General features: G+C 59.7%; 23 protein-coding genes and 1 riboswitch. Of the genes, 3 read left to right on the forward strand and 20 right to left on the reverse strand.

Translation table 11 applies throughout. The annotated features are described in order from the left end of the window. Positions 1-8: 8 nt before the first annotated feature. From ACQZ5F_RS14880 to ACQZ5F_RS14905, 6 genes are read right to left on the reverse strand one after another with little or no spacing between them, the layout of a single operon-like run. A complete protein-coding gene (locus ACQZ5F_RS14880) occupies positions 9-1052 on the reverse strand; it encodes a carbohydrate ABC transporter permease (protein ID WP_052818962.1) in 1044 nt (347 codons plus the stop codon). After that, complete coding sequence (locus ACQZ5F_RS14885) at positions 1045-2013, reverse strand: carbohydrate ABC transporter permease (protein ID WP_448730617.1); 969 nt, start codon at positions 2011-2013, stop codon at positions 1045-1047. The genes ACQZ5F_RS14880 and ACQZ5F_RS14885 overlap by 8 nt, the downstream gene beginning before the upstream one ends. A gap of 57 nt (positions 2014-2070) precedes the next feature. Further along, entirely contained in the window at positions 2071-3342 is a 1272-nt protein-coding gene (locus tag ACQZ5F_RS14890) for an ABC transporter substrate-binding protein (protein WP_046801403.1), read from the reverse strand. Positions 3343-3363: 21 nt separating this feature from the next. Beyond that, the gene (locus ACQZ5F_RS14895; protein ID WP_052818959.1) at positions 3364-4437 is read right to left on the reverse strand and encodes a Gfo/Idh/MocA family protein; all 1074 of its coding nucleotides are present in this window, start codon (positions 4435-4437) and stop codon (positions 3364-3366) included. Continuing rightward, the gene (locus ACQZ5F_RS14900; protein ID WP_046801405.1) at positions 4434-5450 is read right to left on the reverse strand and encodes a Gfo/Idh/MocA family protein; all 1017 of its coding nucleotides are present in this window, start codon (positions 5448-5450) and stop codon (positions 4434-4436) included. Before ACQZ5F_RS14900 ends, ACQZ5F_RS14895 begins: the two co-directional genes overlap by 4 nt. Continuing rightward, on the reverse strand, positions 5443-6495 hold the full coding sequence (locus ACQZ5F_RS14905) for a Gfo/Idh/MocA family protein (protein WP_448730616.1): 1053 nt from the start codon (positions 6493-6495) through the stop codon (positions 5443-5445). Before ACQZ5F_RS14905 ends, ACQZ5F_RS14900 begins: the two co-directional genes overlap by 8 nt. 102 nt (positions 6496-6597) lie before the next feature. On the opposite strand from ACQZ5F_RS14905, the gene ACQZ5F_RS14910 reads away from it, so the two are divergent. Next, positions 6598-7311 carry a GntR family transcriptional regulator gene (locus ACQZ5F_RS14910; RefSeq protein ID WP_225338599.1) on the forward strand — a complete coding sequence of 238 codons (714 nt, stop codon included), beginning with the start codon at positions 6598-6600 and terminating at the stop codon, positions 7309-7311. 33 nt (positions 7312-7344) lie between these two features. Beyond that, the gene (locus tag ACQZ5F_RS14915) at positions 7345-8265 is read left to right on the forward strand and encodes an SMP-30/gluconolactonase/LRE family protein (protein WP_225338600.1); all 921 of its coding nucleotides are present in this window, start codon (positions 7345-7347) and stop codon (positions 8263-8265) included. Positions 8266-8289: 24 nt separating this feature from the next. Here ACQZ5F_RS14915 and ACQZ5F_RS14920 read toward each other — a convergent pair whose 3' ends face one another. From ACQZ5F_RS14920 to ACQZ5F_RS14965, 10 genes are all read right to left on the reverse strand, one after another. Further along, a complete protein-coding gene (locus tag ACQZ5F_RS14920; protein WP_225338601.1) occupies positions 8290-9603 on the reverse strand; it encodes an HlyD family type I secretion periplasmic adaptor subunit in 1314 nt (437 codons plus the stop codon). Next, the gene (locus tag ACQZ5F_RS14925; RefSeq protein ID WP_225338602.1) at positions 9590-11452 is read right to left on the reverse strand and encodes a type I secretion system permease/ATPase; all 1863 of its coding nucleotides are present in this window, start codon (positions 11450-11452) and stop codon (positions 9590-9592) included. The genes ACQZ5F_RS14920 and ACQZ5F_RS14925 overlap by 14 nt, the downstream gene beginning before the upstream one ends. Positions 11453-11465: 13 nt before the next feature. After that, on the reverse strand, positions 11466-12221 hold the full coding sequence (locus tag ACQZ5F_RS14930; protein ID WP_046801410.1) for a calcium-binding protein: 756 nt from the start codon (positions 12219-12221) through the stop codon (positions 11466-11468). Between the two features lie 104 nt (positions 12222-12325). Next, positions 12326-15100, reverse strand: a complete 2775-nt coding sequence (locus ACQZ5F_RS14935; protein ID WP_225338603.1) for a TonB-dependent receptor — start codon at positions 15098-15100, stop codon at positions 12326-12328. 149 nt (positions 15101-15249) lie between these two features. Next, positions 15250-16245, reverse strand: coding sequence for a FecR family protein (locus ACQZ5F_RS14940; RefSeq protein ID WP_448730615.1), 996 nt, complete (start codon positions 16243-16245; stop codon positions 15250-15252). 112 nt (positions 16246-16357) lie between these two features. Beyond that, a complete protein-coding gene (locus ACQZ5F_RS14945) occupies positions 16358-16858 on the reverse strand; it encodes an RNA polymerase sigma factor (protein ID WP_046801413.1) in 501 nt (166 codons plus the stop codon). Positions 16859-17031: 173 nt separating this feature from the next. Continuing rightward, positions 17032-17787, reverse strand: coding sequence for an ABC transporter ATP-binding protein (locus ACQZ5F_RS14950; RefSeq protein WP_448730614.1), 756 nt, complete (start codon positions 17785-17787; stop codon positions 17032-17034). Next, positions 17781-18848 (reverse strand): FecCD family ABC transporter permease, encoded by a 1068-nt coding sequence (locus tag ACQZ5F_RS14955; RefSeq protein ID WP_225338604.1) that lies wholly within the window; start codon positions 18846-18848, stop codon positions 17781-17783. The genes ACQZ5F_RS14950 and ACQZ5F_RS14955 overlap by 7 nt, the downstream gene beginning before the upstream one ends. Continuing rightward, positions 18845-19984, reverse strand: coding sequence for an ABC transporter substrate-binding protein (locus ACQZ5F_RS14960; protein WP_225338605.1), 1140 nt, complete (start codon positions 19982-19984; stop codon positions 18845-18847). Before ACQZ5F_RS14960 ends, ACQZ5F_RS14955 begins: the two co-directional genes overlap by 4 nt. Positions 19985-20080: 96 nt before the next feature. Continuing rightward, a complete protein-coding gene (locus ACQZ5F_RS14965; RefSeq protein WP_225338606.1) occupies positions 20081-21214 on the reverse strand; it encodes an ABC transporter substrate-binding protein in 1134 nt (377 codons plus the stop codon). 114 nt (positions 21215-21328) lie between these two features. Between ACQZ5F_RS14965 and ACQZ5F_RS14970 the strand changes: the two genes are divergently transcribed. Further along, positions 21329-22153 carry a class I SAM-dependent methyltransferase gene (locus tag ACQZ5F_RS14970; RefSeq protein ID WP_225338607.1) on the forward strand — a complete coding sequence of 275 codons (825 nt, stop codon included), beginning with the start codon at positions 21329-21331 and terminating at the stop codon, positions 22151-22153. Positions 22154-22170: 17 nt separating this feature from the next. On the opposite strand, the gene ACQZ5F_RS14975 is transcribed toward ACQZ5F_RS14970, so the two are convergent. Genes ACQZ5F_RS14975 through ACQZ5F_RS14990 form a run of 4 tightly spaced genes read right to left on the reverse strand, consistent with a single transcriptional unit; the run spans position 22171 to position 25494 of the window. Further along, a complete protein-coding gene (locus ACQZ5F_RS14975) occupies positions 22171-22644 on the reverse strand; it encodes a pseudoazurin (protein ID WP_225338608.1) in 474 nt (157 codons plus the stop codon). Beyond that, a complete protein-coding gene (locus ACQZ5F_RS14980) occupies positions 22641-23441 on the reverse strand; it encodes an ABC transporter ATP-binding protein (RefSeq protein WP_046801420.1) in 801 nt (266 codons plus the stop codon). Before ACQZ5F_RS14980 ends, ACQZ5F_RS14975 begins: the two co-directional genes overlap by 4 nt. Further along, complete coding sequence (locus ACQZ5F_RS14985; RefSeq protein ID WP_046801421.1) at positions 23438-24466, reverse strand: FecCD family ABC transporter permease; 1029 nt, start codon at positions 24464-24466, stop codon at positions 23438-23440. Before ACQZ5F_RS14985 ends, ACQZ5F_RS14980 begins: the two co-directional genes overlap by 4 nt. Continuing rightward, positions 24463-25494 carry an ABC transporter substrate-binding protein gene (locus ACQZ5F_RS14990; RefSeq protein ID WP_052818947.1) on the reverse strand — a complete coding sequence of 344 codons (1032 nt, stop codon included), beginning with the start codon at positions 25492-25494 and terminating at the stop codon, positions 24463-24465. The genes ACQZ5F_RS14985 and ACQZ5F_RS14990 overlap by 4 nt, the downstream gene beginning before the upstream one ends. Before the next feature lie 160 nt (positions 25495-25654). Then, positions 25655-25890: riboswitch (cobalamin riboswitch) on the reverse strand. Positions 25891-25945 lie beyond the last annotated feature (55 nt).

A 25945-nucleotide genomic window follows, 5' to 3' on the forward strand; every position in this document is an offset into this window, starting at 1 on the left:
CCTGAGGATTATTTGCCGCCCGTCGATGCAATGCCGGTGGCGATGTATTTTTGCAGGAACATGAAGACCAGCGCGATGGGTGCGAGTGTCAGCACCGTCATGGCCAGCAGATTGCTCCATTCCGTCGTCATCTCCCCCTGGAAGGAGTTGAGCGCCAGCTGCAGGGTGAAGTTGTCGTTGCGCGTCAGCACGATCAGCGGCCAGAGGAAATCGTTCCAGCGCCACATGATCGCAAGAATCGCCAGCACCGCAAGCGCCGGCGCCGAAAGCGGCAGGATGATGCGCCAGTAGATCTTCCACTCGCTCGCCTTGTCCATGCGGGCGGCATCGAGGATTTCATCCGGGATCGTCAGCATATATTGCCGCAGCAGGAAGACGCCTGTGGGTGTCGCTGCTCCTGGAATGATGACGCCCCAGAGACTGTTGATCATGCCGAGCTGACTGGTGATGAGAAACAGCGGCACCAGCACGACGGTCTGCGGAATCATCAGCGTGCCGACAACCAGCGCCAGCACCACGCCTCTGCCCTTGAACTGGTATTTCGAGAGTGCAAAGGCCGCCATGGAATTGACGATCAGCATGATGAGAGTTGACGTCACCGTGATGAAGGTCGAGTTCCAGAAATAGAGCGGAAAATTGAAGCGCTGGAAAAGCTCGGTGTAGTTTTCCGTGGCCAGCGCCACCTTTTCAGCCGGCTTCAGCTCGTTGAACGGCATCTTCAGAACTTCGGTCGGCTTTGCAGGATCAACCACCTGGGCCACGAGACCGATGCGGCGAACCATGCCGAACTTGCGGCCATCCTTGTCGACATAGGCCGGCAGCGGCGCTGCCTGCCCGTCCACCACCACGGTTTCCTGCGTGTAAGGCAGAAGGCGCGGCGGAAAGCGCTGGAGATCGGCCTCCGTCTTGAACGAGGAAAGCACGAGCCAGACGACGGGACCAAACATCATCAGCACGGCCACGCCGAGATAGGCGTAGGATAGCCAGTCGGTCCAGTGCAGTTTGCCGTTTCGGCCGCGCGTACGGGTCAGAAATGCGCCAATCCTAGCCATCGACCTTGCTCCTGTTTGCCCGGAATTGCAGGGCGGTCAGCACCACGAGCACCACGGCGAGCAGCAGCGAAGCGGCAGCCGCCAGCCCGAAATTGCGGGGCGTCCCGGCAAAGCCGGTCTGATAGATGAACTGAATGATGAAGGTGGTCGCCGAACCCGGGCCACCGCCCGTGAAGGCGAAGACTTCATCGAAGGTCTGCACGCCCTTGATGAGCGACAGGACGAGAACGACGAGCATGGTGGGTGCAAGCAGCGGCAACGTAATGCGCCGGAAGATGCGCCACGGACTTGCCTTGTCGAGCTGCGCCGCCTCATAGACATCACGCGGGATCGCCTGCAGGCCGGCGAGAAGAATGAGCGTGTAGAAACCCATATGCGCCCAGACTGAGAGGAAGACCGACCAGCCGAAGGCAAGGTTGGCTTCGAGCAACCAGTCGACCGAGCCGAGGCCGAGCCTCTCCATCGCCGCATTGAGAACGCCGAAACGCTGGAGAATCCACTTCCAGATCAAAGCCACAACGACGGGCGACAGCAGCACGGGGAAGAAGAAGACGGCGCGGAAGAACCCGCGCGCCCGGATATCGCGGTTAAGCACGATGGCCGTGATCAGCGAGAAGCCGACCATGAAACCGACCTGCAGCACCACGAAGAAAACCGTGTTCCAGACCGAGCGCCAGAACAGGTCGCGCTGACAGGAATTGGGGTCGAGGTAGTTCTGACAGGAAAGAAGGACCGAAAAGTTCTCGCCGCCCACCGAAGGGCGCTCAGAAAGCAATATGTGTTCGCTGCCGGTCACGGAATAGGCCATGTTCAGCACGATCGGCAGAAAGGCGAAGACCGCGAACAGGATCAGGTTGGGTGTAAGAAACACCCAGGCGATCCGCCGATGGCCGAGAACCTTCTGCAGGAAGGCAAAGGGCAGTTCGACGATGCCCATGACGGGCGCAAGAAATTTATACATGAGGGTCCTCCTTCGATCCGGCGCGGCGCGGCATGCGCCGCGCCGGAAGGCGATGGATCACTTCGCCTGTTTCAACGCTTCCTCGAGGTCCGTCTTCGCACGGGCCATGGCTTCATCAACGGTGCTTTCACCGACGATGGCCTGCGTGATGCGCTGTACGGAGATGTTGAACATGGCGCGATTGTTCTTGTAACCCTGATAGGTATAGGCAATCGGGCTGAGGCCGGGGATCTGGTCCAGCCAGGCGTTCATGGCCTTCTGCGTCGCAGGCGTCGCACCAGTATAGGTCACGCCCTTGTCAGCCACGGCCTTATGGGCGGGAACGTTGCGGGTGCGAACCGTGAAGTCGAGATAATTCTCGTCCTGAGCGAGGAAGTTCAGGATGTCGGCAACGATCTTCGGGTTCTTGGTCTGCTTGAAGCCGACAACGCCAGTACCGCCCGGCATGCCGGTGCAGGCAGCGCCGCCGCAGGGCTGCGGCACGACTTCCCAGTCGAACGCATCGCCGACCTGGCTGTCAAAGCGCGCGGTCTGCCAGCTGCCCGAATAATAATAGACGAGCTGGCCGTTGATGAATTCCTGCGCGGCGTCACGATAGGTATTGCCGCCCTGCCCGGCCCAGACGTCACGCGCCATGGTGCCGTCCTTGTTCCACTCCACGAATTTCTTCACGAAGGTCGTGAAACCTTCATCGACGAGAATGGGCTTACCATCAGCATCGAAAATCTTCGCGCCATAGGAAATGGCCGGACCGGCAATGCGGTGGCCGGAACGGTCGATGGCCATCGGGTAAGGCGTGCCAGTCGCCTTGGCAACGGCATTTGCGGCCTTCGCCCAGTCGTCGAGCGTTGCATCCTTGCCGGGTACGGCGACATTGGCCTGATCGAACAAAGTGCGGTTGATGAAGGCGCCGGTGATGGTGAGCTGGGTATGCATGCCGTAGATGCCCTTGTCGTCAGGGCCGCTGCGGTACCATTTCAGCACGTTGGAGAAATTGTCTTCCCAATATTTCGCGTCCACATAGGGCGTGAGATCGAGATAATAGCGGTTGAGGCCGCCAAGATCGGTCACGGTTGCGAAATCCGGGCCGCTGCCGCCGGCAAGCTGCACGGGCAGGCCTTCCAGCAGCGCCTTGTAGGGCACGACGTCAGTGACGATCTTTACGTCCGGATGCTGCTTTTCGTAACGCGCGAGAATGTCTTTCAGAATTTCGCAGCCGTTGCCGTCATAAGCGCAGGTGAAGCGCACTTCCTGGGCCGCCTGGGCGGCGCCTGCAAAGGACGCCGCGCCAATGGCGAGCGCCAATGCCATGCTGTATTTACCGATCATCTCTTTTCCTCCCTTAGATGATTATGCGTTGGCGGATGTGCGCGGAGCCCAGCCCTTGATCCACTCGCCTTCAGCGGCATAGGACAGGCGGACCGGCTTTCCTTCCCTGACCGAGCGATAGATGGCGGTAACGAGTTCGATGGACTGCAAGCCGTCATTGACGGTCACTTCCTTGCCGCCGCGCCCTTCCATCGCGTCAGCGATCGCTTCGACAAAACCGGCAAAGCCGTTTTCGCCATCGGCCACCGTTGCCAGAACGGCGTCGATCTGGTCCTGCGTGGTGGGTGCACGGGCGATGAAACGCCATGTGTCTTCGGCCGGGCGATAGGGCAGCGTGCCGCTCTCGGCGGTGAAGCCTTCGAAGCAGAAACGCAGGCGGGACGTATCTTCGGCGGCACCGAGCGTCACCGAGCTCGTCGCCAGCGCGCCGCTTTTCATGCGGAAGCTGAGTGCGGCGCAATCTTCGGTTTCGATCTTGTTGACGCGCGTATCGGCCATGGCGAAAACTTCTTCGACCGGGCCGAGAACGTGGCAGAGAAGATCATGCGCATGGATGGCGTGACCGAGGATCGCGCCGCCGCATTCACCCTTCCAGGTGCCGCGCCACGGAATGTCGTAATAGCTGGCGCCACGGTTCCAGTGAACTTCCGAACTCGCGACGAAGGCCTTGCCCGCAAGGCCTGCATCGATGAGCGCACGAAGCTGCCGCATCGCATGTCCGAAACGGTACTGGAAGACCGGAAACACGCCACGGCCGGTCTTTTTAACGGAGTCGATGAGCGCATTTGCCTCTTCAAGCGAGCGGACGAGCGGCTTTTCGCAGACCACATCCTTGCCCGCCGCATGCGCCTTCAGCGTAACGGGGAAATGCAGGTGCGGCGGCAGGCAGACGTCGATCAGCTGGATGCTCTCATCCGCCAGAACCTCATCGAGATCGGTCGTCAGGCGGATGGACGTATCCTCACCCGCCACGGAACGGGCGCGCTCCAGATCGAGATCGCAGATCGCCTTGACGACGAAGCGCTTCGGCAGGGCCCGATAGCCGCTCAGATGCTGGGCGCCGATGCCGGCGCCAATGATGGCAACACCGATCATTTCGAAGCTCCCTCGGCCTTGGCCTGCGCCTGCAGCGACAGGTCGCATACCTTGAACACATGCTCCTGCGTCATCGCCGTTTCCGTGCGGTTGCGGATATCGTCGCACAGGCGGCCGAAATAGGGCAGGCCAGCACCGGAAGCATCGATATATTCGCAGCGGTCGCCATTCACGAGAACGAGGCGGTCGGTGCCTTCCTTGTTGCCGACATCGACATATTTGCGCAGCTCAATGTAGCCCTCGGTGCCGAGGATCGTCAGGCGGCCGTCACCCCAGGTCGGCAGCGCATCGGGCGTGTACCAGTCGACGCGGATATAGCCGTGGCCCTTGTCGCCGCGCAGCACCACTTCGCCGAAATCCTGCAGGCCCGGATCGCGCGGGTTGGCATAGTTGGCAACGGTGGCGGCCACGATCTCCACTTCGGTCGAACCGGTGAAGAACATGAACTGGTCGATCTGGTGGCTGGCGATATCGGTGATGATGCCGCCATAGGCTTCGCGCTCGAAGAACCACTTCGGGCGGATCTGCCGGTTCAGGCGATGCGGCCCGAGGCCGACGGTCTGGATCACGCGGCCGATGGCGCCCTGCGCGACCAGTTCAGCGGCCTTGGTCACGCTCGGAACTTCAAAACGCTCGGAGAAGTCGACGGTCCAGATGCGCTTGGTCTTTGCCACGGTCTGTCGAAGGCGATCGAGCTGTTCGAAGGTAGTGCAGCCAGGCTTGTCGGACATCACGTCCTTGCCGGCCTCCATGGCGGCGATGGCAAGATCGGCGCGCTTGGACGGAATATCGGCGATGACGACGAGATCAATGGTGCCGTCCGCAAGCAGGGCTTCCTTCGAAGCGGCGCGCGGCACATTCGGGAAGCGCTTCACGAAGCCTTCCACGACGTCGGGTTCGCCCTCTGTCCACCAGCCGGCAAATTCGGCGCCGGCATCCAGCAGGTTCTGGGCCATGCCGAAAATGTGCCGGTGCTCAATACCAAGAGCGACGAACTTGATTGCTTTACTCATCCTGCAGTTCCACTTCCTTGCCGGTATCGGCTGAGTTGATGATCGCGTCGATCAATCTGTGAGACAAAAGAGCCGCTTCACCGGTAACGACCGGCGCGCGCCCTGAGGAGATGGCATCTGCGAAATCTTCGAAGACGCCCTGATGCCATTCATGCGTGAAAGCCATGGGGTCGGCGCCGCCACCCGTGCCGGAGGCCGTGCCGCCGAAGGTCTCCTGCCGGCCATCGCGCCAGTCGACATGCAGGAGGCCCGAGGCGAGCCGCAGGCTGGCATTGTCGAAATGCAGGACAATCGATTCAGGAGTGCCGGGAAAACTTGCAGTGCTTGCCACGAGCGAGCCGACGGCGCCGTTCGTGAACCGCAGACCGGCCGCGACATAATCTTCCGTTTCCATACGATGAAACCGTGTCGTCGCCGCCATGGCCTGAACACGCGAAACCGGCCCGGCAAGGCTGAGCGCCAGATCGATGGTGTGGATTGCCTGGGAGATCAGAACACCGCCGCCGTCGCGCGCCAGGGTGCCGCGGCCGGGCTCATCATAATAGGATTGCGCGCGCCACCACGGCACGGAAACTTCGCAGAGACCCAGCGCTCCGAGCGTCCCGTCGTCCACAAGCTCACGGGCTTTTTGCGATGCCGCCCGCATGCGATGCTGGAAGATGATGCCAAGCGTGACGCCGGCGTCACGACAGAGGGCGACAAGGCCTTCGGCTTCCTGCGTGTTGCGGGCGATGGGTTTTTCCATAAGGATGTGTTTGCCCGCTTTCGCGAGCTGTCCGACGATATCAATGCGGGCATTCGGCGGTGTCGCGATGATGGCGAAATCGACATCCGCATCGCGCGCTGCCTCCTCGACCGAGGAATAAACGGCAACCTCATATCCAGCGTGTTTCGACGCTTCGGCCGCCAGCGCCCTGGCGCGGCCCGAACCGCCATCAACTAAACCCTTCAGGCGAATTTTTTCCGGACTTGCCGCACAGGCGAGCACATGCGTCCTCGCCACCATTCCGGCGCCAACGATGACGCAGGTCTTGATATTTTGCATTTCGGGAGCCTCCTTCCCATGCACAATCATTTGCATACCGGTATGCCGGTTGTCAACAGACTTGTGTTCCGGTATACCGGTTATGAAAACGCTGGAGGGTATATGCCGAAAATTCCCGTGACAGGCGGCACCGTGCCGACGATGGAGCGACTGGACCTTAACCGTCCGGTTGTGGACCAGATCTATTCCGCGCTGAAATCGGCCATCCTTTCCCGGGAGCTTTTTCCCGGCCAGGCGGTTTCGGAAAACGAAATCGGGCAGTCCTTCAATTCCAGCCGCACGCCGGTGCGCGAAGCGCTGAGCCGCCTGCGGGATGACGGCCTGATCGTCACCCTGCCAAGCCGTGGCACCTATGTCTCCAGATTGTCGGAAAAACACATTCGCAGCGCGCAATTCATCCGCGAGGCACTGGAAGTCGCTGCCGTTTGCAGGCTGTGCCAGATCGGCCTAACAGCGGAAGCCGAGCTGGAGATCGAACACGCCCTTACCGGCCAGCGCGCAGCCATGCACCGCGGGGACAGAAAGGCTTTCCGTGTGCATGACGACCAGTTCCACAGTGCGCTTGCCGCCGCAACGGGTCTGGAGAGGCTGGAAACGCTGTTGATCCGCGAAAAGGCGGGGCTGGACCGCCTGCGCGCGCTCGCCATCACCGACGAGGCGCATATGGCGCGGCTGCTCTCCGAACATGAGGCGGTGTACGATGCGATCAAGGCCGGGGACGAAGCCCGCGCGACCGATGGTTTGCGCAAGCACCTGCGACGCGTCCTCGGCATTCTTTCGCAGGTTTTCGAGAACCACCAGGACTATTTCGAATAATTCCGCTCCATCACTTTCAACGGTTCGAGCATCATGAATACGGCAAATCCCGAAAAAGCGCTTGCCATGTCCCAGGCGAGACTTCTGTGCGACACGATGAGCACACTTGCGGAATCCCCTGTCTGGGACGAGCGGCGACAGGTGCTTTTCTGGTGCGATATACTCGGCAGAACGGTGCGATCCGCAGCGCTTGAGCCGGGCCTTTATCGCGAATGGGCGTTTCCCCATACGGTATCGAGTCTCGGGCTGCGTCAGAACGGCGATCTCATCGTCGCCTGTGGCATGGATATTGTCATCCTCGATCCGGACAGCGGCAAAACGCGTCTCCTCCACTCCATTCCGGCGCCGGACGGCATTCCTTGCCGGCTGAATGACGGACGGGTTGGCCCCGACGGCGCTTTCTGGGTGGGAACCATGCACAATGTGCCACTCGCGGACATGGAGCCCCATGGTGAACTTTGGCGGATCACCGAAAAGAGCGCCGAGCGCATGCAGACCGGCCTGACATGCCCGAACGGCCTCGCCTTTTCCCAGGACGGTTCCATCATGTGGCAGAGCGATTCCGTCCAGAAGTGGATACGCCGGCGAAAATTCGACAGCAGGAACGGCACGTTCGATGAGGGCGTGCCGGTGGCCCATATGACGGAAGAGACCGGAAGACCCGATGGCGGCTGCCTCGACAGCAGCGGCACCTATTACAGCGCGGGCGTTTCCGCGGGCCTGTTGAACGTTTTCACACCCGACGGCGGTCATGCGGAGGTGCTCGCAGCGCCCGTCCCGCACCCCACCATGCCGTGCTTCGGAGGACCTGATTTCAGCATCCTTTTCCTGACATCACACCGCCACAACATGTCCGAAGACCGGCTCGCGAAAGCACCGTTTTCGGGCGGCGTCTGGGCGATCCCGACAACGACGAAGGGATTTGCAGCCTTCCGTTTTGGCGAAGGTGGATAGAGCCCGGAAACCGAGCGCAGATTCCTACTCCTCCCGGAAGGCGCGGCTGATCTGGTCCGTCAACGGCTTAGCGATATAGGACAGCGCCGTCCTTTCACTGGTCTGAATGAAAGCCTCTGCCGGCATGCCCGGCACCAGCGGCGCATTGTTCAGCTTTTCCCGCTCTATGACCGGCACGGAAATCCGCGCCAGATAATAAGAGAGACCGGTGCGCTGATCGGTGGTGATATCCGCCGCGATGCGACTGATATGGCCCTCCAGTTCCGGCGTGACGCGCTGGTTGAAGGCGGTCATGCGCAGCATGGCCTTTTGCCCCACCTGCAACTGGTCGACATCCTTCGGTACGATCTGCACCTCGAGCGCCAGCTCGTCCCCATCGGGCACGATGAGCATGATGGGGTCTGCCGGCGTCACCACGCCGCCGACGGTATGCACCGCCATTTCATGCACCATGCCGGATTGTGGCGCGATGATATCGATGCGTTTCAATTCATCTTCGGCGGCGACCTTGCGCTCGACAAATTCACCCATCTGGGCCTGTATCTCGCGCAGCTCCCGCCCGACTTCGGTGCGCAATTCCTGATCGATCTGCAGAATTTGCAGCTTCGTTTCGGTTATGCGGCCGGCAGTCTGCGCCTGATAAGCAATTTTTTCGCCGCGCTCGCCGCCAAATGTCGCGGCCTGCGTCTGCAGGCTGTTCAGCCGCTGCACGGACACGACGCCCTGTTCCCGCAGGGATTTCTGCGAGGTGATTTCAGCCTGTAAAACCGCAAGACCGTTATCATAGGCGACTTCCTGCGCCTTCAAGCCTTCGATTTCATGCTCGAACTGGGTAATTCGTTCGGACAGCTGCGCTTTTCGACCCTCGCGATAGGACTTGCGGAACTCGAACAGCCTGGTTTCGCTGCGCATGGAGGAAGCGACATCGGGATCATCCTTGCGTGACAGCAGAGCCTGCGGAAAGACGAGTTCCGGCATATCGTCCCGCTCGGCTTCCAGCCTCGCCATGCGCGCATTCAGCTCATCCAGACGCTTTGTCACGATGGCGAGATTGGCGCGGGTCTGGGTCGCGTCGAGGCGCATGACGACATCTCCGGCCTTGACCCTGTCGCCCTCATTCACCAGAATTTCGCCGACGACGCCACCGCTCGGGTGCTGCACTTTCTTGCTGTAGGAATCCACCACGAGATGACCGGAGGCGACCACAGCACCGGCAAGATTGGTCGTCGCAGCCCAGCCACCGACACCGGCCAGCAACGCAACGCCTGCGGCAAGGCCGGCAAGCAAATGTGTGTGGATGGAGCGGGATACATGGGCGCGCTGATCAGTGTTTGACATCCGCATCTCCTTCCTGGCTGTTCTCTTCCCGGGCATCTTCCAGCGCAACTGGCTGGGCTTGGGTATTGGCCACGACACGCAACGGCGAGACCGTCTGGGCGGATGCGGTGTATCCCTTGGGAGCCTGCCCTTTTTGAGCCTGCCCCTGAGGAACGCGCAGCACTTTTGAGAGTACCTCGTCGCGCGGGCCGAAGGCCTTCATACGACCCTCTTCCATCATCAGAATGAGATCGACAACGCCGATGGCGCTCGGCCGGTGGGCGACGACGACGGCGATGCCCTTGCGCGCCTTGACCGACGCAATCGCCTTGACCACGGCGGCTTCACCTTCCGCATCAAGATTGGCGTTCGGCTCGTCCAGCACCACGATGAAGGGGTCGCCGTAAAGCGCGCGGGCAAGCCCGATGCGCTGGCGCTGCCCGGCCGAAAGGGCAGAGCCCGCCTCACCGATATCGCTGTCATAGCCCTTTTCGAAACGCAGGATCAGTTCGTGCGCTCCGGCAGCTTTTGCCGCGGCGATGATGGCCTCGGGATCGGGATTGTCCTCGAAACGGGAAATATTCTCACCGATCGTGCCGTCGAACAGCTCCACGCCCTGCGGCAGATAGCCGATATGACGGCCAAGGGCCTCGCGATCCCATTGATCGAAGCTCGCGCCATCCAGCCGAACCTTGCCGGCCGCCGGCATCCAGGCGCCTGTGAGGATACGCGACAGGGTAGATTTTCCGGAGCCGGAGGGGCCAATCACCCCGAGCGCATTTCCGGCAGTGATGACAAAGCCAAGACCGGTGACAGTTGGCTTTCTCTCGCCCGGCGGAACAATGGTGGCGTTCTCTACCCGCAATTCCTTTTCAGGTTTCGGCAGTGCCATGGCTGTGGCATTAGCCGGCATCTGCGCGAAAAGCTCCCTCAGCCGCGCCCAGCTTTGCCGAGCGGCCACGAAGGACTTCCAGTTGGAAATGGCAAGATCGACGGGCGCCAATGCCCGGCCCATCATGATCGAGCTGGCAATCATCACGCCGCCCGAAGCCTCCTGGTTGATGACAAGCCATGCGCCGACCGCAAGAATGGCCGATTGCAGCACGACCCGCAGGGATTTCGCGATATTGCCAAGACCGCCGGCCACATCGCCCGCCTTGCGATTGGCTGCGAGATAGGCCTCGTTGGAGTTTTGCCAGCGTTTGCCGAGCCTGCCGCCAAGCCCCATGGCCTGCACAACCTCGGCATTGCGGCGCGAGGCCTCCAACTGCCGATTGCGAGCCATGTTTTCGACCATCGTGTCGCGGATCGGCTTCTGCGAAAAGATGTTGGTCAGGATCGTCAGCGATATGAGCAAAATGGCGCCGGCAAGGGCCGTCACGCCGATCCAGAAATGAAACAGAAAACATATGCCGAGATAAAGCGGCATCCACGGCAGATCGAAAAAGGCCGTCGGCCCCGTGCCGGAGAGGAAGCCGCGGACATTGTCGAGATCGCGCAGCGGCTGTAGCCCATCGCCCGGCATGCGGTTGACGAGCGGCAGGCGCACCACCGCATCATGTACCCTGCCGGAGTGTCGCATGTCGAAATCTTCGCCGATGCGGATCAGAACGCGGGCGCGGATGATATCAAGCAGGCACTGGAAACCATAGAGGCCGAGCGCGAGAAGGGCCAGCCCGACCAGTGTCGGCAGGCTGCCGCTGGCCAGCACGCGGTCGTAGACCTGCAGCATGAAGAGCGGCGAGGTGAGCGCCAGTATGTTGACGACACCGCTGACGAGCGCGACGCCGAGAAATGTGCTTTTAAGGGGCGAAACAACCGCCGCAGTGAGGGACTGCGGCGGTGTCTGCTGGTGGTTTTGAAAGCCCACAGCCTGTTTTTCCTTATGCGGCAAGCGCCGATGCGCTGGCGAAAATGAAGTCCGATGCGTCGAGTACGCTGGAATCTACACCAACGAGTGTGATCGAAACGGAGGCGTCGGAGTCTGATTCCACCACCGCATTGCCGTTGAGGTTATACCAGAACAGGTCTGCGACCGAGGTTGAACCCCAACCGGATACATCAAGCTTATCAGTACCATCCTGATAACCATAGGTGCCGGTTGGTCCAGCGGTTACGATATCGTTACCACCCGAGAAGACGAATGTATCAGCGCCGGCAAAACCGGTCAGCGTGTTCGAAGATGCAGTATCTTCGACTACAGTGCCGGTAGCCGCGAAGTAGTCATAAAAGCCGGCCAGCGAGCCGAAACGCGCAAGCTGGTAAACTGCGAGATCAAGTAGATCGCGCGCGCCGGCGAGCGAATAGGCGCTGTCGGGATCGATCAGCAGTTCCTGCTGGCTGACGGCGATGCCGCTGGTGGACTGGCTGTAGCCGGTGCCCAGAACGATGCTGTCAACCGAACCCGTCAGGTTGCCCTGGGAGTACTGCAGAGCGCCGCTCATGACGATGCCCTTGCCGCCGTTGCTGCCATCGCCCCACGCCTCATAGGTCGTGTTGGGATCGATGGTGGTCGTGGCGAGAGAGCTGGTCTGAGCGTCGTAGAACGCACCATAGGTCGAACCGAAACCGCTCGTCCAACCGTTGAGGTAGCCGATCAGGTCGGAGGAAGACTGCGTCAGTTGAATTGTGGTAGCCATAGGTGTACTCCTTTGCTGGCCAATATCGATACCTTCGTCCTGTGACAAAGGCGTTTCATCTCCGGGACGGGCTGCAACCCGGCCCGGAGAATCTCTTCCGCGCCTCAGAATTTCACGTTCATCGTCGCGATAAAGGTACGGCCAGGCGCGGTGTAAGCGCTTGTTGCCGGAATATATTTACGGTCCATCAGGTTGTTGACGGCGAAACGAAGCGTCGCCTTGTCATTGAAAGCGTAGGACCCATAGAGGTCTACCGTCGTGTAAGGATCGGTCACCTCACGCAGATTGCCCTCCGTATCGAGCGTACGCGATTGTGTCGGCGTGACGTGGTTCAACCGTGCGCCCAGAGAGAATTTTTCCTCAAAGAAACGCATACCGCCATCGAGCGTGAGCTTCACCTTTGGGGCCACATCGCCGGGCCAGGCGACGATCTCGCCGCTCGTTGTTGTGGTGCCGTTGGAAAAAACCTGCGTTTTGTCCGGCCAGTCTGTCTTCAGCAACGTTGCCGAACCACCAAGCCAGAAACTTCGCGCATCATAATTGCCCTCAAGTTCAAGCCCGCGCATATAGGTCGTGCCATCGAGATTGACGAAGCTTGTATAGGTGCGGCCAGGAACCTGATCGGTGACGAGATAACCTAGCGCGATGTAATCTTTCACCTCGCGGCGGAAGGCAGCCATTTTGATGCGCACAGAATCGTGGTCCAGCAGCACACCGTCGAAGCTCATATTCGCACCGATCTCATAGGTGGTGGCTTTTTCAGCCCGGAGAGACTGGTTCGGGGCATATTCGTAACCAACGGAATCTCCGGGGCGCGCACCGGCAAAAAAAGCCTCCAGAGTTGTCGGCGGGCGCAGGCTTTGAGAATAGCTCACATAGGGGCGAAGCCAGTCGAATGGCTTGAATTCTATTGTGGCTGAGGGAAGCCACGCGCTATAGGTACGGTCGATGTCCGTCTCATAGGCAGGGTTTTCGACAACGGGATCATATCGTGTGGCCGAAGGTCCGGTTCCCGGCATACAGGTCGATGAAACATTGCTCCAGACTCGGTTGAGAAATCTTGCCTCGGTGATATTTGTGCCGGGATTTTGCGGGAGAAAAACAGCGTAATAATATTGCGACGCAGTGTAATTGTTGCCGATAGGATCGCATGCAACTGTAATCGTTCGCAGGTACGAAATCTCATCGTAATATGTCGACTTGCCTTTCAGGCGCGACCAGTCATATCGCACACCGCCACTTATCGTTACCCAATCCGCAGGTTCAAGTTCACCGTTTAAAAACAGGCTCGCGACATCGCGCCGCCCAGGCGGACTAAAGGCGGTGTAGCTGCTGGCGAAGGCGGGGTTGTTCGCAATGGCGGAACTCGTGGCAACCGATGAGGAAATATCCCTGAAAGCTTCCGCCCCGTAATTCAGGCTGAGGGCACCCGCTTTGGTGTCGAAACGACTGGTATTCTCCACGCTGCCGCCGAAACTGCGCAGGCCCATATCGAGATTCGTCTCTACCGCATAAGTACGCGCGCCCCGCAGTTCATGCGTCATGTTATCGTTCAGCCACAGCGACGACTTGAAATCGATGAGTTCGCTTTCGGGATCCCAGTCCAGCTTGGCCACGATGCTGTCGTTGCGTACGCTTTCCCGGTCGATAAAGTTGGATGCACCCTGCACAAAATCATTCTGCTGATGCATCCATGACAATGAAGTCTGCACATCCCCGAAATCGCCTTCGCCCTTGAAGAAGGTCGACCAGCCGTCCCGGCCGAGCAGGTCTTTCATTGTCAGCGCGGTGCTTTGGGCCTCGCCTTTCGTTCCGATCTTGTATTCGTCCATGATTGTCCGGCTGTAACCTGCAACGAAAGAAAGAGGACCATCCGGCTCTCGAACAGCAGCCAGAACCGAACCCTGAAAATCGTAACCATTGGTGCCGCGGGAAATATTGACCTCTCCGCCTTTGTTCGCACCTTCGGGGATAATATCGGCGGCGCGGATGGTGCGGAACTCAACCTTGCCGCCCAGAGAACCGGCATTGCCGGAGGTGGCATTCGTCATTTTTTCGACCTCGACCGCACGGATAAAGGCCGTATCCACATAGGCTTGGCCGTTATTGGCGGAATAAATCGAGGCGCCGCCGGTGCTGAAACCACGCTGCGCATTCTGCCGCGCACCATCGATGGAGACGACCACGCGGCCGCTCTCCTGCAAACCGCGCACATTGGGCGAAACTGTCGGGAAACTGCCATTGCCTTCCCCGGCATAAACACCGGATACCCGGTTGAAGACATCGCGCGTATTCCGCACGCCGGCGGATTGGATCGCCTCGCGGCTGACAACGCTGACGCTGGCAGGGGTTTCATAAACCCAGTCCGGCGTTCCCTGATAACCGGTGCCGGCAATGGAATTACGCCCGGTTTTACCGGTGACGGTGATTGCTTCCAGAACAGTCGTGCCTTCGACCCCGGAAAGATCGGCGGCCGTCTGCCCCGTGCCGATGACGACCGTTCGGCCATTTCCAGCGATGCGGAAATTGACGCCCGTGCCGGCCAGCAGCCGTGACAGGGCCTCCCTTACCGTGAAACTGCCCGTGACGGCATTGGTGCGCACATTGCCGGCGGATGGCGTGGCAAGCGTGACCTGAAGACCGGATTGCCGCCCGAAAGCGCCGACGACGGACGATAGCGACTGGGCGGGAATATTGAATGGCCGCGTTGCGCCCTGTTCACCACCGGCGCGCTGACCATTTGCGGTATTCGCCGCGGTCTGTGCAAAAGCCGGCACCGAAATTGACACGGCGACCACTGTCGTCGCCAGCAGGGCGGCCCTGCGCGCCCGCTGTCCCGTTTTTTTCTCTGAACCGGTCGTACGTATCTGGAGGCGCATACTAGCTTTGTCTTCCTGTCTTTCACTCCGGATATATCTTGACCGGATTACTCAACAAAAAGACGATTGCCTCGGCAATTTTTTTCAGGCTTTCGGAATAAATTTTATAAATTACTGAAAATAAACATGATTTTTTGCTTCAGAGCGTTTCAGAAGCGGGTGATGATGCGGGCACTATCGCCAATCGCGTGAACTTTGCCCTTATAAGGCTCCACCAGTGCTTCCAGCGCGCGGTCCGGTTCGCGTAAATCGTAAAAGCCCGTCACCCGCTGCTCGGCCAGCGTCTTGTCGGCCATCGTCAGCCATGCCGGATGGTAACGCTGGATCTGTTCCACCACAGAACCGATCGTCGCATCCACCACGTAAAGCTCGCCATTGCGCCAGCCGCCAATATCCTCGACGGACACATTTTCTTTGCGGATCGTGCCCGAAGCGTCGACAATCAGCATCTCGCCCGGCACGAGCCGCGTGGGCGGTGCGTTGCGGAAGGAGGCTTCCACGGAACCGTGGGCAAGTGCGACTTGCGTTACACCATCCGTCAGGTCGACGTCGAAAGCCGTGCCCAGCACCTGAACGGTGACGTTTTTCGCCTCCACGATGAAGGGGCGCGTGGTGTCCGGCACGACATCGAAGAAAGCTTCGCCCTTCAGCACTTTCACAGTGCGGCGACCATTGGTGAAATCCGTGGAAAGCGCACTCGCCGCCGCAAGCTGTACCCTGCTGCCATCATCGAGAGTTATCGTGCGGCTTTCAGCGGTACTGGTCTGATAATCGGCCTTGATACGGACGAGAGACGCCGGGACGAACAGCACCGCAAGACAGAGAGCCGCCGTCGCCATCGCCGCACCGGCATAATGCCGCCCGGACCAACGCCGCCGCGATACCGGTTTCGCGGCCTTTTCCGGCAGATGCGGCGCATCTTCCCAGAGGCTCTTGAAGTCCGGCTCTAGCAGACCGAGGTTGCGCCACGTCTTGCAGGTCCGCTCCCAGGCAAGACGGTTTGCCGGAGACGATGCCAGCCATCGGTCGAATTCAGCCTTCAACCGCGGTTCCACTGTGCCTGCCTGAAGGCGAAGCAGCCATTCGGCCGCTTCTTCCGCCTTCCCGTTCGGCAATTCTATTTTATTGTCTGGATCAATGGTCATTGAACCCGGCCAGTTCCTTTGGGCAGGCGGAGGAGCCGCCTCGTCTTCCGCGTTGTTATAAAGACGTTTGAGAGAGAGATTTTTTTCACGGGATGCGGCAAGCAGGGCAATTTTACTTCATTTCTTTGGTAATCGCGGCAATGCTGCCCTTGATCAGACGGTGAGCGCTGGCCACGGACACCCCGAGGTGACGCGCGATCTCTTCCATATTGTAACCACCGAATCTATGCATTTCCAACGCCACACGTGCCTGAACCGGCAGGGAGGCCAAAATAGTCTGCATCTGCCGGACTTCATCGCAGAACAGCGCATGTTCCTCCGGCGTGCCGTGATCCTGCGGCACACCCCAGAACGGGGTGTCATCCGGCCGCTCCCGCAGGTCCTGGCGACTTCGCCGACGGTTATCGAGAGCAAGGTTGCGAACGATGCGGAAGAGATAGGATTTGAGGTTGGAGGGGTTGCCGGAGGCCTCCGGAACGAATTTCAGGAATGCCTCCTGAACAACGTCTTCCGCATCCGCCCGCGACCCCAAAATGAGGGTGGCGTATTTGATCAGGTCGACCCTATGCGCGACGTAAGCGTTATAACGCTTGTCATCTTCCCGTATGCCCATGTCTCAACCGAGAGAAATTTCAAGGATCAACGAAACTGCACGCCGCTGTTTGGCAGCGCAGATTTCCGGTAAAAATCTCTAGCACTCAAACCGTCAGTCGAACAGATATTTCATGACAATTATCATCAAGAATTTATGCGGCCGCCAGCAGATGCGGCCTGCTTCTGCTGGCGTTAGATAGCTCCGTCGACGATAACCATCGGCCGCCCCTGCGAACAGGGCTCGATACGGGCATCAATGCGATAGATATCGCGGAGCATGTCCGAGGTTATCACCGCCTCAGTACTGCCGCTCACCACCATTTCACCGCGCGCGATTACCATCGTATTCTCGCAATAACGCAGTGCATGGTTGAGGTCGTGCAGGGCGATCAACACGATCATGCCGGTTTTCTGGGCAAGCTCGGTCACGAAACCTAGAACCTCGATCTGCCGGTGAAGATCGAGCGCCGATGTCGGCTCGTCCATCAGCAAGACTTCCGGCTTGCGCGCCAGCGCCTGTGCCAGCGACACCAGCTGCCGCTGACCGCCGGACAACTCGCCGAGGCCGCGGAAGGCAAGATCGTGGATTTTCAGCGCCTTGAGAATGGCATCGATCTCAAACAGCTCATCATCCTGAACGCGCCAGCTATGACCGCCCTGCTTGGCGGATAGAAGCACGGATTCGTAGACCGTCAGCACGGCGTTGGCGCCGGTATCCTGCGGCATGTAACAAATGGCGCGGTTACCGCGCGCCGTATCGGAGAGCTCGACCAGACCGGGACCGGAAATCAGGCTAGCGATACGCTTGAAAAGCGTGGATTTGCCAGCGGCGTTGGGTCGAATCACCGCCGTCACGCTGCCGCTTTCCAGCGTATCGATGCCGACCTTGGACAGAACCGTAGTGCGGCCATAGGCGGCACCGACATCCTTCAGTGCGAGCGCTACCATGCGCGTCTCCTGTTGCCGAAAATGAGCACGAAAAAGAACGGTACGCCGACGAGCGCCGTGATGACCCCGATCGGCAAAATGGCGCCGGGGATGAGGACCTTGCTGATGACCGAGGTTGTCGACAGAAGCAGCGCGCCGCAGATGATCGAGCCGGGCAGGAAGAAGCGCTGATCTTCACCTACCAGCATGCGGGCGATATGCGGACCGACAAGCCCGACAAAACCGATGGTGCCGACGAAAGAAACCGGGATGGCCGCCAGCAGGCTGACCGTCAGCATCGTCTGCAGCCGCAGCCGGCGCACATTGATGCCCATGCTGGCTGCCTTGTCATCGCCCAGCCTGAGCGCCGTCAGCGCCCAGGCGTTGCGCATGAACATCGGCACGGTGATGACGAGAATGACCGCGGTCACATAGACTTTTTCCCAGGTTGCCTTCGTCAGGCTGCCCATGGTCCAGAAAACGACAGCGGCGAGCGCCTGTTCGGAGGCCAGATATTCCAGCAGCGACAGCGCCGCATTGAAGGTGAAGACCAGCGCGATGCCGAGGAGCACGATGGTTTCGACCGTCACACCGCGCAGTGTCGAGGCGAAATGAATGAAGAGCGCCGCAACCATGGCCATGATGAAGGCATTGATCGGCACCATATAATGCACAGCACCCGGAAAGATCGCCACGCCGCCGACAAGCGCCAGCGCCGCACCAAAACTTGCAGCAGCCGAAATGCCGAGCGTGAAGGGGCTGGCAAGCGGGTTGGACAGGATGGTCTGCATCTGCGCGCCCGCAACCGACAGCGATGCACCGACAGTGACAGCCATCAGCGCTATCGGCATACGGATGTCCCAGATCACCACCCGCAGCTGGTTTGCAGCGGCGGCCGGATCGGCAATGGTCGCCAGCACTTGGGAGATTGTATAGCGCGCCGGGCCGAGCGCCATATCCGCGGCCATGCTGAAACAAAGGGCGATGAAAAGCCCGAGAAGAATAACGATCCTGCGCGCGGCAAGGGCGCGATATTGATCGCGCCCGCTGACGCCAACGGCGCTTTCATTCAGCGAACTCATTGGTTCAAACCTTTTTCGAGCGAGGCGAAATAGCCCGGCTTATAGGTAACGGGGAGGAACTTCCGGTAAAATTCCTCAGCGTTTTTTTCCGGATCGAGATCGGCGAAGAGGTCCGGATGGAACCACTTGGCAAATTGCTGGATCGGCAAAAACTCGTAAGGCGCGCCATAAAACTGGTGCCAGACGGCATGGACATTGCCTTGCTTGACCGCCTTCAGTTCCGGAAACGGCGTACGCGTCATCAGATTGGCCAGCCGCTCGCGCGAAAGCGCCACGTCTGCGCCCAGCCCGAGGGGAACGAACTGGTTGATGTCGGATTCCGCCGCCCAGTTCGAGCCGGTGACGATGACATGATCCGGATCAGCGACGACCAGCTGCTCGGGATTGAGATCGCCGAAGGTCGTCTTGATGATGCCGTCGGCAATATTGTGACCACCGGCCAGATCGACCATCGCGCCGAAATTGGCAGGCCCAAAGGTGCGGCAGCAATTGTTCTCGCCGGAAATGCCCGGTGAACGCTCGATGAAGACATTCGGGCGCTTCAGGTCCTTGGCGCTGGCGAGCCGGTCGGTCACGCGGGCGATTTCAGCACGGCGATAGGCGATGAATTCCTTGGCGCGCTCATCGGCACCGAACAATTTTCCGAGGATTTCGATCGAGGCTTCGCTGTTCCTGTCGGGATCGATGCGGAAATCGAGATAGACGATCTTGATGCCGGCGGCAGCAGCCTTCTCTTCGAAACCACTTTCCTTGGCGGTTTTTTCTGTTTCCAGATTGAGGGTGATGACATCAGGGGAAAGGGTGATCGCCGTTTCCAGGCTGAAGTCGCCCTGCGGCAGATAACCGAAGCGCGGCAGTTTTTCGATCTGCGGAAAACGCTCGACATAGGCCGTGTAGCTGTCAGGGTCTTTCTTGAGCAGATCGTCACGCCAGCCGACGATGTTTTCGAAGGTCTTGTCGCCCTTCAGCGTCGCGATGACATGGATCTGGCGGGCTTCGCCAACGATGACACGCTTGGCCGGCAGATCCAGCTCGACCTTGCGGCCGGTGACATCGGTGATCTCGCCTGCATGGGCTGTCATGGTGAGAAGAGAGAAGGCCAGCACCGCAAGATGCCTCAGAGCATTGAGCCGCATGAGAAGTCCTCATTGTGTTCCAAAAGAAAATGATGAAACCGCATCACTGCGGTCTCATCCATCGAACGGACGGCGCTCCTCTTCACCGTCCCTGTCTTATTTCGCGTCCTTCAGAGACACGAAGTAGCCGGGCTTGTAGTCAAGCGGCAGGAAGCGGGCATGCAATTCCTTGAAGGTCGCCTCCGGATCCAGATCCTTGAAGAGGTCCGGATGCAGCCACTTGGCAATTTCCTGAATGGCCACGAACTGGTAGGGATTGTTGTAGAACTGGTGCCAGATGGCGTGGACATTGCCGTCCTTCACAGCCTGCACACCGGTAAAGGCCGGGCGCTTGGTGAGGTTTTCCAGCTTGCGATGGGCTTCCTTCACATCCGCGCCATAACCGACGCCGACCCAGTTGCCGCCGGGAACGTAACCGTTCCAGTTGCCGCCGGTGATGATGATCTGCTCGGGATTGGAGGCGATGATCTGCTCCGGATTGACGGTGCCGAAGGTGCCGGGAATGATGTCCTTGGCCATGTTGATGCCGCCGGCAAGCTCGACCATCTTGCCGAAATTCTCGTTACCGAAGGACATGCAGCAATCGTCGGAATAACCGCCGGCGCGCTCGACGAAGACGACGGGCTTCTTCGGATTGGCCTTGGCGAGCGTATCGGTGACCTTGGCAATGGAGTCAGCACGGAACTTGATGAAGTCCTCAGCGATCTTTTCCTTGCCCGTCAGCTTGCCCATCAGGCGCATGCTCGGCTCGGTATTTTCCATCGGCTTTTCGCGGAAGTCGACATAAACAAGCGGAATACCGACCTTGGCGAGCTTCTCGATGTAGCCTGCCTCTTCGGTCGCCGTCTTGGCGTCGATATTCATCAGGATCACGTCCGGCTTCAGCGCAACCGCCTGCTCGACGTCGAAAGTGCCGTCCTTCATGCCGCCGAAGGTCGGCAGCTTGGCGATCTCAGGATATTTGGCAAGATAGGCGTCATAGGTTTCCGGATCGGCTTTCGCCAGATCGTCGCGCCAGCCGACCACGTGCTGGAAAGGGTTTTCCTTGTCGAGCGCCGCGAGGAAATAGATCTGCCGTCCTTCGCCGAGGATGACGTGCGAAACGGGAACATTAACTTCGACATCCCGGCCGGTCACATCCTTGACGGTGACCTTTTCGGCCAATGCCGGCCAGGCGGTGGATACGAGAAGGCCAAGGGCAAGTGCCGCAGATTTGGCTGAGATGCGCATCGGATATTGCTCTCCAGTGTTGACTGGCGGGGCTGTATTATTTTCTGACTGTACTAGTCAACATTTATGTTTTAGAGCCATTCTCAACTGACCGGCGCACGGGTTGAAGACCAAATGATCGACACTATTCAATATGGCAAAAACGACAGCCTGAGAGATGAAATCAAAGCCTACTGGTCCGGCCGCGCCGCGACCTTCGACCTTTCCCCCGGACATGAGATTTTTTCCGAAGATGAGCGCGAAGCCTGGCATGCCCTGCTTTTGAAGCATCTGGGACCGGGAGAAGGCCGCAAGGCGCTTGATCTCGCCAGCGGAACCGGCGTCATTTCGCACCTGATGGACGATCTCGGTTTTCAGGTCACGGGCATGGACTGGTCGGAAACCATGCTGGCGCTCGCCCGGGAAAAAGCAAAAAGCCGCGCGCGCAACATCCGCTTTTTTGTCGGCGATGCCGAAAATACCATGGAGCCGGATGAAAGCGCCGATGTCATCATCACGCGTCATCTCGTCTGGACACTGGTGGACCCACAGGCGAGCTTCGCCGAATGGTTCCGCGTGCTGAAACCGGGTGGACGGCTGCTGATCGTCGACGGCGATTTCGTCAATGTCGGCTGGCGCGAAAAACTCGTCAAGAAACTGGCTGCGGGCCTCGAACGCGCCGGCCTCGTGAAGCCGGACCAGCCGCACAAGCCGGCGGATCCGGGCAATACGTTCAACAGCATTCTTTCACGGGTCTATTTTTCCGACGGAGCGCGGGCTGACGATGTCGCGGCACTGTTGCGCGCCACGGGCTTCGAGCCCGTCGCAGTCGATCAGGAGCTAAAGGCCATCCATCGCGCCCAGTCGAAAAATTTCAGCCTGCTGAAGGGCATCCTGCGCGGCCTTCAGCACCGCTATGCGGTTTGCGCGGTGAAGCCGGATATGTCCGCGAAAGGCTGAGGACGGCCAGAGCCGTCTCATTTTTCGGCCTGCTCAAAGAGATCGTCCAGCCGGGGTTTCGCTCGGCCGGGCACATCGATTTCCCTGTAGCTCTGCGGCAGGGTCGCCTCGCCCACCTTGATCAGCATGACCATGCCCATGCCGTAATGCGGCGAGCATTTGATGCCATAAAAGCCCGGCCTGTCAAAAGCAGTCTCGAACTCGTCGTTGATGCGGCTCTTGAAGCCTTCGGCGCCTTCAGGAACCATACCGTCGATGGTCGCGGCATTGTGGCTCTTGTGGGTCGGCACGAAGCGCACACGGTCACCGGGTGCGATCTCCAGAAAATCTGGCTCAAACACCATAGGGCCTTTTTCGCCCCGGTTCAGCATTTTCACCTCAAAGGTTTCGGCCATGGCATGCAAGGGAAGGCCCGTGGCCAGCGCCAATACAATTCCGGCCAGAGCATTACGCCGCTGCACGCCAAGGCGAAGCTTTTTCAATCTCGTCATCGTGCCAATACTTTCTTTGCCTGATCGGCCATCCCATGGGCCGGCAGAAAACGAATATGGGAAAAGCCGCCTTCATCCGTGGTGACGACGGACTGCACCCCGAAAACATCGGCGATCGTCGCCGATGTGAGCACCTCGCGCGGTGCACCGGCCGCAATCACCTGCCCCCGATGCATGATGGCGACGCGGTCGCAGAACATGGCGGCGTGATTGAGATCATGCAGCGCCGCCACGACCGTCAGCCCCTGCCTGCGAACCAGATCGAGCAGACCGATCTGGTGGCCGATATCAAGATGATTGGTCGGTTCGTCGAGCAACAGAATGTGCGGTTCCTGCGCCAGGGCGCGGGCGATATGCAGGCGCTGGCGTTCGCCGCCGGAAAGGTGATGCCAGTATCGTTCCGCCTTGTCCGCCATGTCGACATTGTCGAGCGCGGCATTAACGATGGCGTCGTCATTGGCCGACCAGGCGGAGAGCGGACCGAGATAGGGGGTGCGTCCAAGTTCGACGGCCTGTCGAGCCGTAATACGCTCGGTGGTTTCGGCCTGCTGCTCCACAAAGGCCAATCGGCGGGCGAGATCACGCCGTCCGAAGGAGGCAAGCGCGTCGTCACCAAGCGTGACGTGGCCACGGCGCGGCTTGCGGATACCGGCCAGCATGGAAAGCAGCGTGCTTTTGCCGGAACCATTCGGGCCGATAATGCCCAGAAACTCCCCGGAACCGACATCGATGGAAACACCCCGGACGATATCGACATTGCCGGCATGGAAATGCAGGTCGTGAGCGGACAATCTCATGATCGCCCCCTTTTCTGCCCGAGAATGAAGGCAAAGGCCGGCGCGCCGACGAGCGCGGTGATGACCCCGATCGGCAGCACCTGACCGGGAATGACGATGCGCGAGAGAATATCGGCGACGATCATGAAAACAGCACCGGTCAACGCCGTCACCGGCAGCAACATGCCATGGCGAACGCCGACGAAGATGCGCGCCGCATGCGGAATGACAAGACCGACAAAGCCGATGGAACCAACCAACGACACCATGACCGCCGTCATGATCGCCGAAACCGAAATCAGCACCGCATAGGTCCGGCGGACCGGAATACCGAGCGAGGCGGCGGCCTGACCGCCGAAAGCGAAGGCATCCAGTGCCCGGGAATACCAGAGGCACACCGCAAGACCGGCGATGCTGACCGGCAAAGCCATCCAGACATCGGGCCAGCGCACACCGGAAAGATTACCGAGAAGCCAGAACATGATGCCGCGCGCCTGTTCGGCATTGGCGGATTTGGTGACGATGAACGAGGTCATGGCGTTGAACAGCTGCGAACCGGCCACGCCGGCCAGAATGATGGCGCTGTTGCCATGGCCGGCGCGCACCGCCAGAAGGCTGACCAGCGAGAACGCAACAAAAGCCCCGATCAGCGCCCCCACCGGCATGGTCAGAAACCCTGCCCCGATACCCAGAAGCGCGACCGCCACCGCTCCGGTGGAGGCGCCTGCGGAAATACCGAGAATATAGGGGTCGGCCAGCGGGTTGCGCAAAAGCGATTGCAGCACCGCACCGGCAAGCGCCAGCGAAGCGCCGCAACAGGCGGCGACAACGGCGCGGCTCAGACGGTAACTCCAGACGATGCCCTCATCCAGCGGCTCCAGCGGGTAACCGGCATGAAAGACACGGTTGGCGATGGTTTTCGCCACCACGTCGAAGGGAATGGCGGTCTCACCGATGGCCGCTCCGGCCATCAGCGCGACGAGCAGCAGGGCAAGCGCGGCAAAAGCCAGCCCCGCCCTGCCGAGATTGACGGAAAAACCGTTCACTTGGCGAGACCGGCGGCCGAAATCGCCTCGGCCAGCGTTTCAATGCCTTCGATCGTGCGGATGGTCGGGTTCATCGCCTGCGCATCCATGTCGAAGACATGGCCTTGCTTGACGGCGGGCATGATGCTGGCCACGGGGTCGTCTGCGAGGAACTTGTGCTTGACGGCAACGTCATCGGCCGGGAAACGGCGGCGATCCATCTTGCCAGCGACGATGACGGACGGATTGGCCTTGGCGATGGTTTCCCAGCCAACGGTCGGCCATTCCTCATCGCTTTCGATGACATTCTTCAGCCCGAGCGCCGACATGATGTAACCGGGCGCGCCATGGCGGCCCGCCACGTAAGGGTCGATATCCAGTTCGGCGCTGGAGAACCAGAAGACGGCGGAAATCTTGCCATTCGCCGAAGCGATCTTGGCGCGGGCTGCCTCCTCACGTTTCTTCAGATCGGCGACAACCTCTTCGCCGCGATCCTGCACGTTGAAGATTTTCGCGAGATCGCGAATTTCCTGATAGATCAGCTCCATGGTGAAGCCAGTCTTGCGCACGCCGTCACCGCCGCCGGAATTATCCTTGCCGACGCAATCGGCAGGCGAGGTATAAACGGGAATACCGAGTTCGGCGAATTGCGCCGGTGTTCCGACAACACCTTCGGGGCCGATCTGCCACTGGAACTGCGTCGTTACGAGATCGGGCCTCTTGCCGACAACGGCCTCAAAACTCGGATCATTGTCGGCCAGCCGCTCCACCTTGGCGTTGGCCTCCTCATAACCCTTCAAAACCGGGCCGATCCACAGCGCCGTACCCACCACCCTGTCGGCAACGCCCAGCAGATAAAGGACCTCGGTCGTGCTCTGGCCAACGGATACCGTGCGGGCGGGCGCCTGTTTGAAGGTGATGTCCTGACCGCAGCTGTTGATCGTCAGGGGATAGACCGTTTCGGCAGCATGAGCGGAAGCGGCAGGCAAAACCGCAAGCACAGCGGCCAGAAGGCCGGCATAGGCCGGCAGGCGTCCAGGATTAAACATGTGTTCTCCAGTCGAAATTAAATCGCTTGTTCCAGAGCAGCAGGCGTTAGAACGCGCAGCAACAGCGGAACGTCTTGTACGGAGAACAACGACGGGACGCAAACCAAATGTTATGAAATAACATTACAATTTCCTCCTCCGGGCTTCCCCGCCCGTAACGATGGTTCATATTTTGACGGCAGGTCTCCTGGCTCACGGATTTGCGCCGTTCATCTGCCTTCCCGCATTCCGGAGAATGCAGTGGCATGACGCCTTTAAGGCGTCACGGGGATGAGCGGCAATCCGCTTACAGTTGCGGGGGCAGCCACGGCATTGGGCGATGAAAATCACCCGCACCATGTTCCCTATTAATCCCTTCGCCTTTCGGCTGCAGGAACCGTCGTCTTCTCACATAAGGGGCAAGAGGCGAGGCGTCAATCGCCAAAGAATGTCTCCCAAGGGTGTGAAAACT

This window comes from Agrobacterium sp. 22-210-1 (assembly GCF_053522525.1).

Coding starts and splice junctions, on each gene's coding strand:
- ACQZ5F_RS14880 (WP_052818962.1), bottom strand. CDS start 1,052: ATGGCTAGGATTGGCGCATTTCTGACCCGTACGCGCGGCCGAAACGGC.
- ACQZ5F_RS14885 (WP_448730617.1), bottom strand. CDS start 2,013: ATGTATAAATTTCTTGCGCCCGTCATGGGCATCGTCGAACTGCCCTTT.
- ACQZ5F_RS14890 (WP_046801403.1), bottom strand. CDS start 3,342: ATGATCGGTAAATACAGCATGGCATTGGCGCTCGCCATTGGCGCGGCG.
- ACQZ5F_RS14895 (WP_052818959.1), bottom strand. CDS start 4,437: ATGATCGGTGTTGCCATCATTGGCGCCGGCATCGGCGCCCAGCATCTG.
- ACQZ5F_RS14900 (WP_046801405.1), bottom strand. CDS start 5,450: ATGAGTAAAGCAATCAAGTTCGTCGCTCTTGGTATTGAGCACCGGCAC.
- ACQZ5F_RS14905 (WP_448730616.1), bottom strand. CDS start 6,495: ATGCAAAATATCAAGACCTGCGTCATCGTTGGCGCCGGAATGGTGGCG.
- ACQZ5F_RS14910 (WP_225338599.1), top strand. CDS start 6,598: ATGCCGAAAATTCCCGTGACAGGCGGCACCGTGCCGACGATGGAGCGA.
- ACQZ5F_RS14915 (WP_225338600.1), top strand. CDS start 7,345: ATGAATACGGCAAATCCCGAAAAAGCGCTTGCCATGTCCCAGGCGAGA.
- ACQZ5F_RS14920 (WP_225338601.1), bottom strand. CDS start 9,603: ATGTCAAACACTGATCAGCGCGCCCATGTATCCCGCTCCATCCACACA.
- ACQZ5F_RS14930 (WP_046801410.1), bottom strand. CDS start 12,221: ATGGCTACCACAATTCAACTGACGCAGTCTTCCTCCGACCTGATCGGC.
- ACQZ5F_RS14935 (WP_225338603.1), bottom strand. CDS start 15,100: ATGCGCCTCCAGATACGTACGACCGGTTCAGAGAAAAAAACGGGACAG.
- ACQZ5F_RS14940 (WP_448730615.1), bottom strand. CDS start 16,245: ATGACCATTGATCCAGACAATAAAATAGAATTGCCGAACGGGAAGGCG.
- ACQZ5F_RS14945 (WP_046801413.1), bottom strand. CDS start 16,858: ATGGGCATACGGGAAGATGACAAGCGTTATAACGCTTACGTCGCGCAT.
- ACQZ5F_RS14950 (WP_448730614.1), bottom strand. CDS start 17,787: ATGGTAGCGCTCGCACTGAAGGATGTCGGTGCCGCCTATGGCCGCACT.
- ACQZ5F_RS14955 (WP_225338604.1), bottom strand. CDS start 18,848: ATGAGTTCGCTGAATGAAAGCGCCGTTGGCGTCAGCGGGCGCGATCAA.
- ACQZ5F_RS14960 (WP_225338605.1), bottom strand. CDS start 19,984: ATGCGGCTCAATGCTCTGAGGCATCTTGCGGTGCTGGCCTTCTCTCTT.
- ACQZ5F_RS14965 (WP_225338606.1), bottom strand. CDS start 21,214: ATGCGCATCTCAGCCAAATCTGCGGCACTTGCCCTTGGCCTTCTCGTA.
- ACQZ5F_RS14970 (WP_225338607.1), top strand. CDS start 21,329: ATGATCGACACTATTCAATATGGCAAAAACGACAGCCTGAGAGATGAA.
- ACQZ5F_RS14975 (WP_225338608.1), bottom strand. CDS start 22,644: ATGACGAGATTGAAAAAGCTTCGCCTTGGCGTGCAGCGGCGTAATGCT.
- ACQZ5F_RS14980 (WP_046801420.1), bottom strand. CDS start 23,441: ATGAGATTGTCCGCTCACGACCTGCATTTCCATGCCGGCAATGTCGAT.
- ACQZ5F_RS14990 (WP_052818947.1), bottom strand. CDS start 25,494: ATGTTTAATCCTGGACGCCTGCCGGCCTATGCCGGCCTTCTGGCCGCT.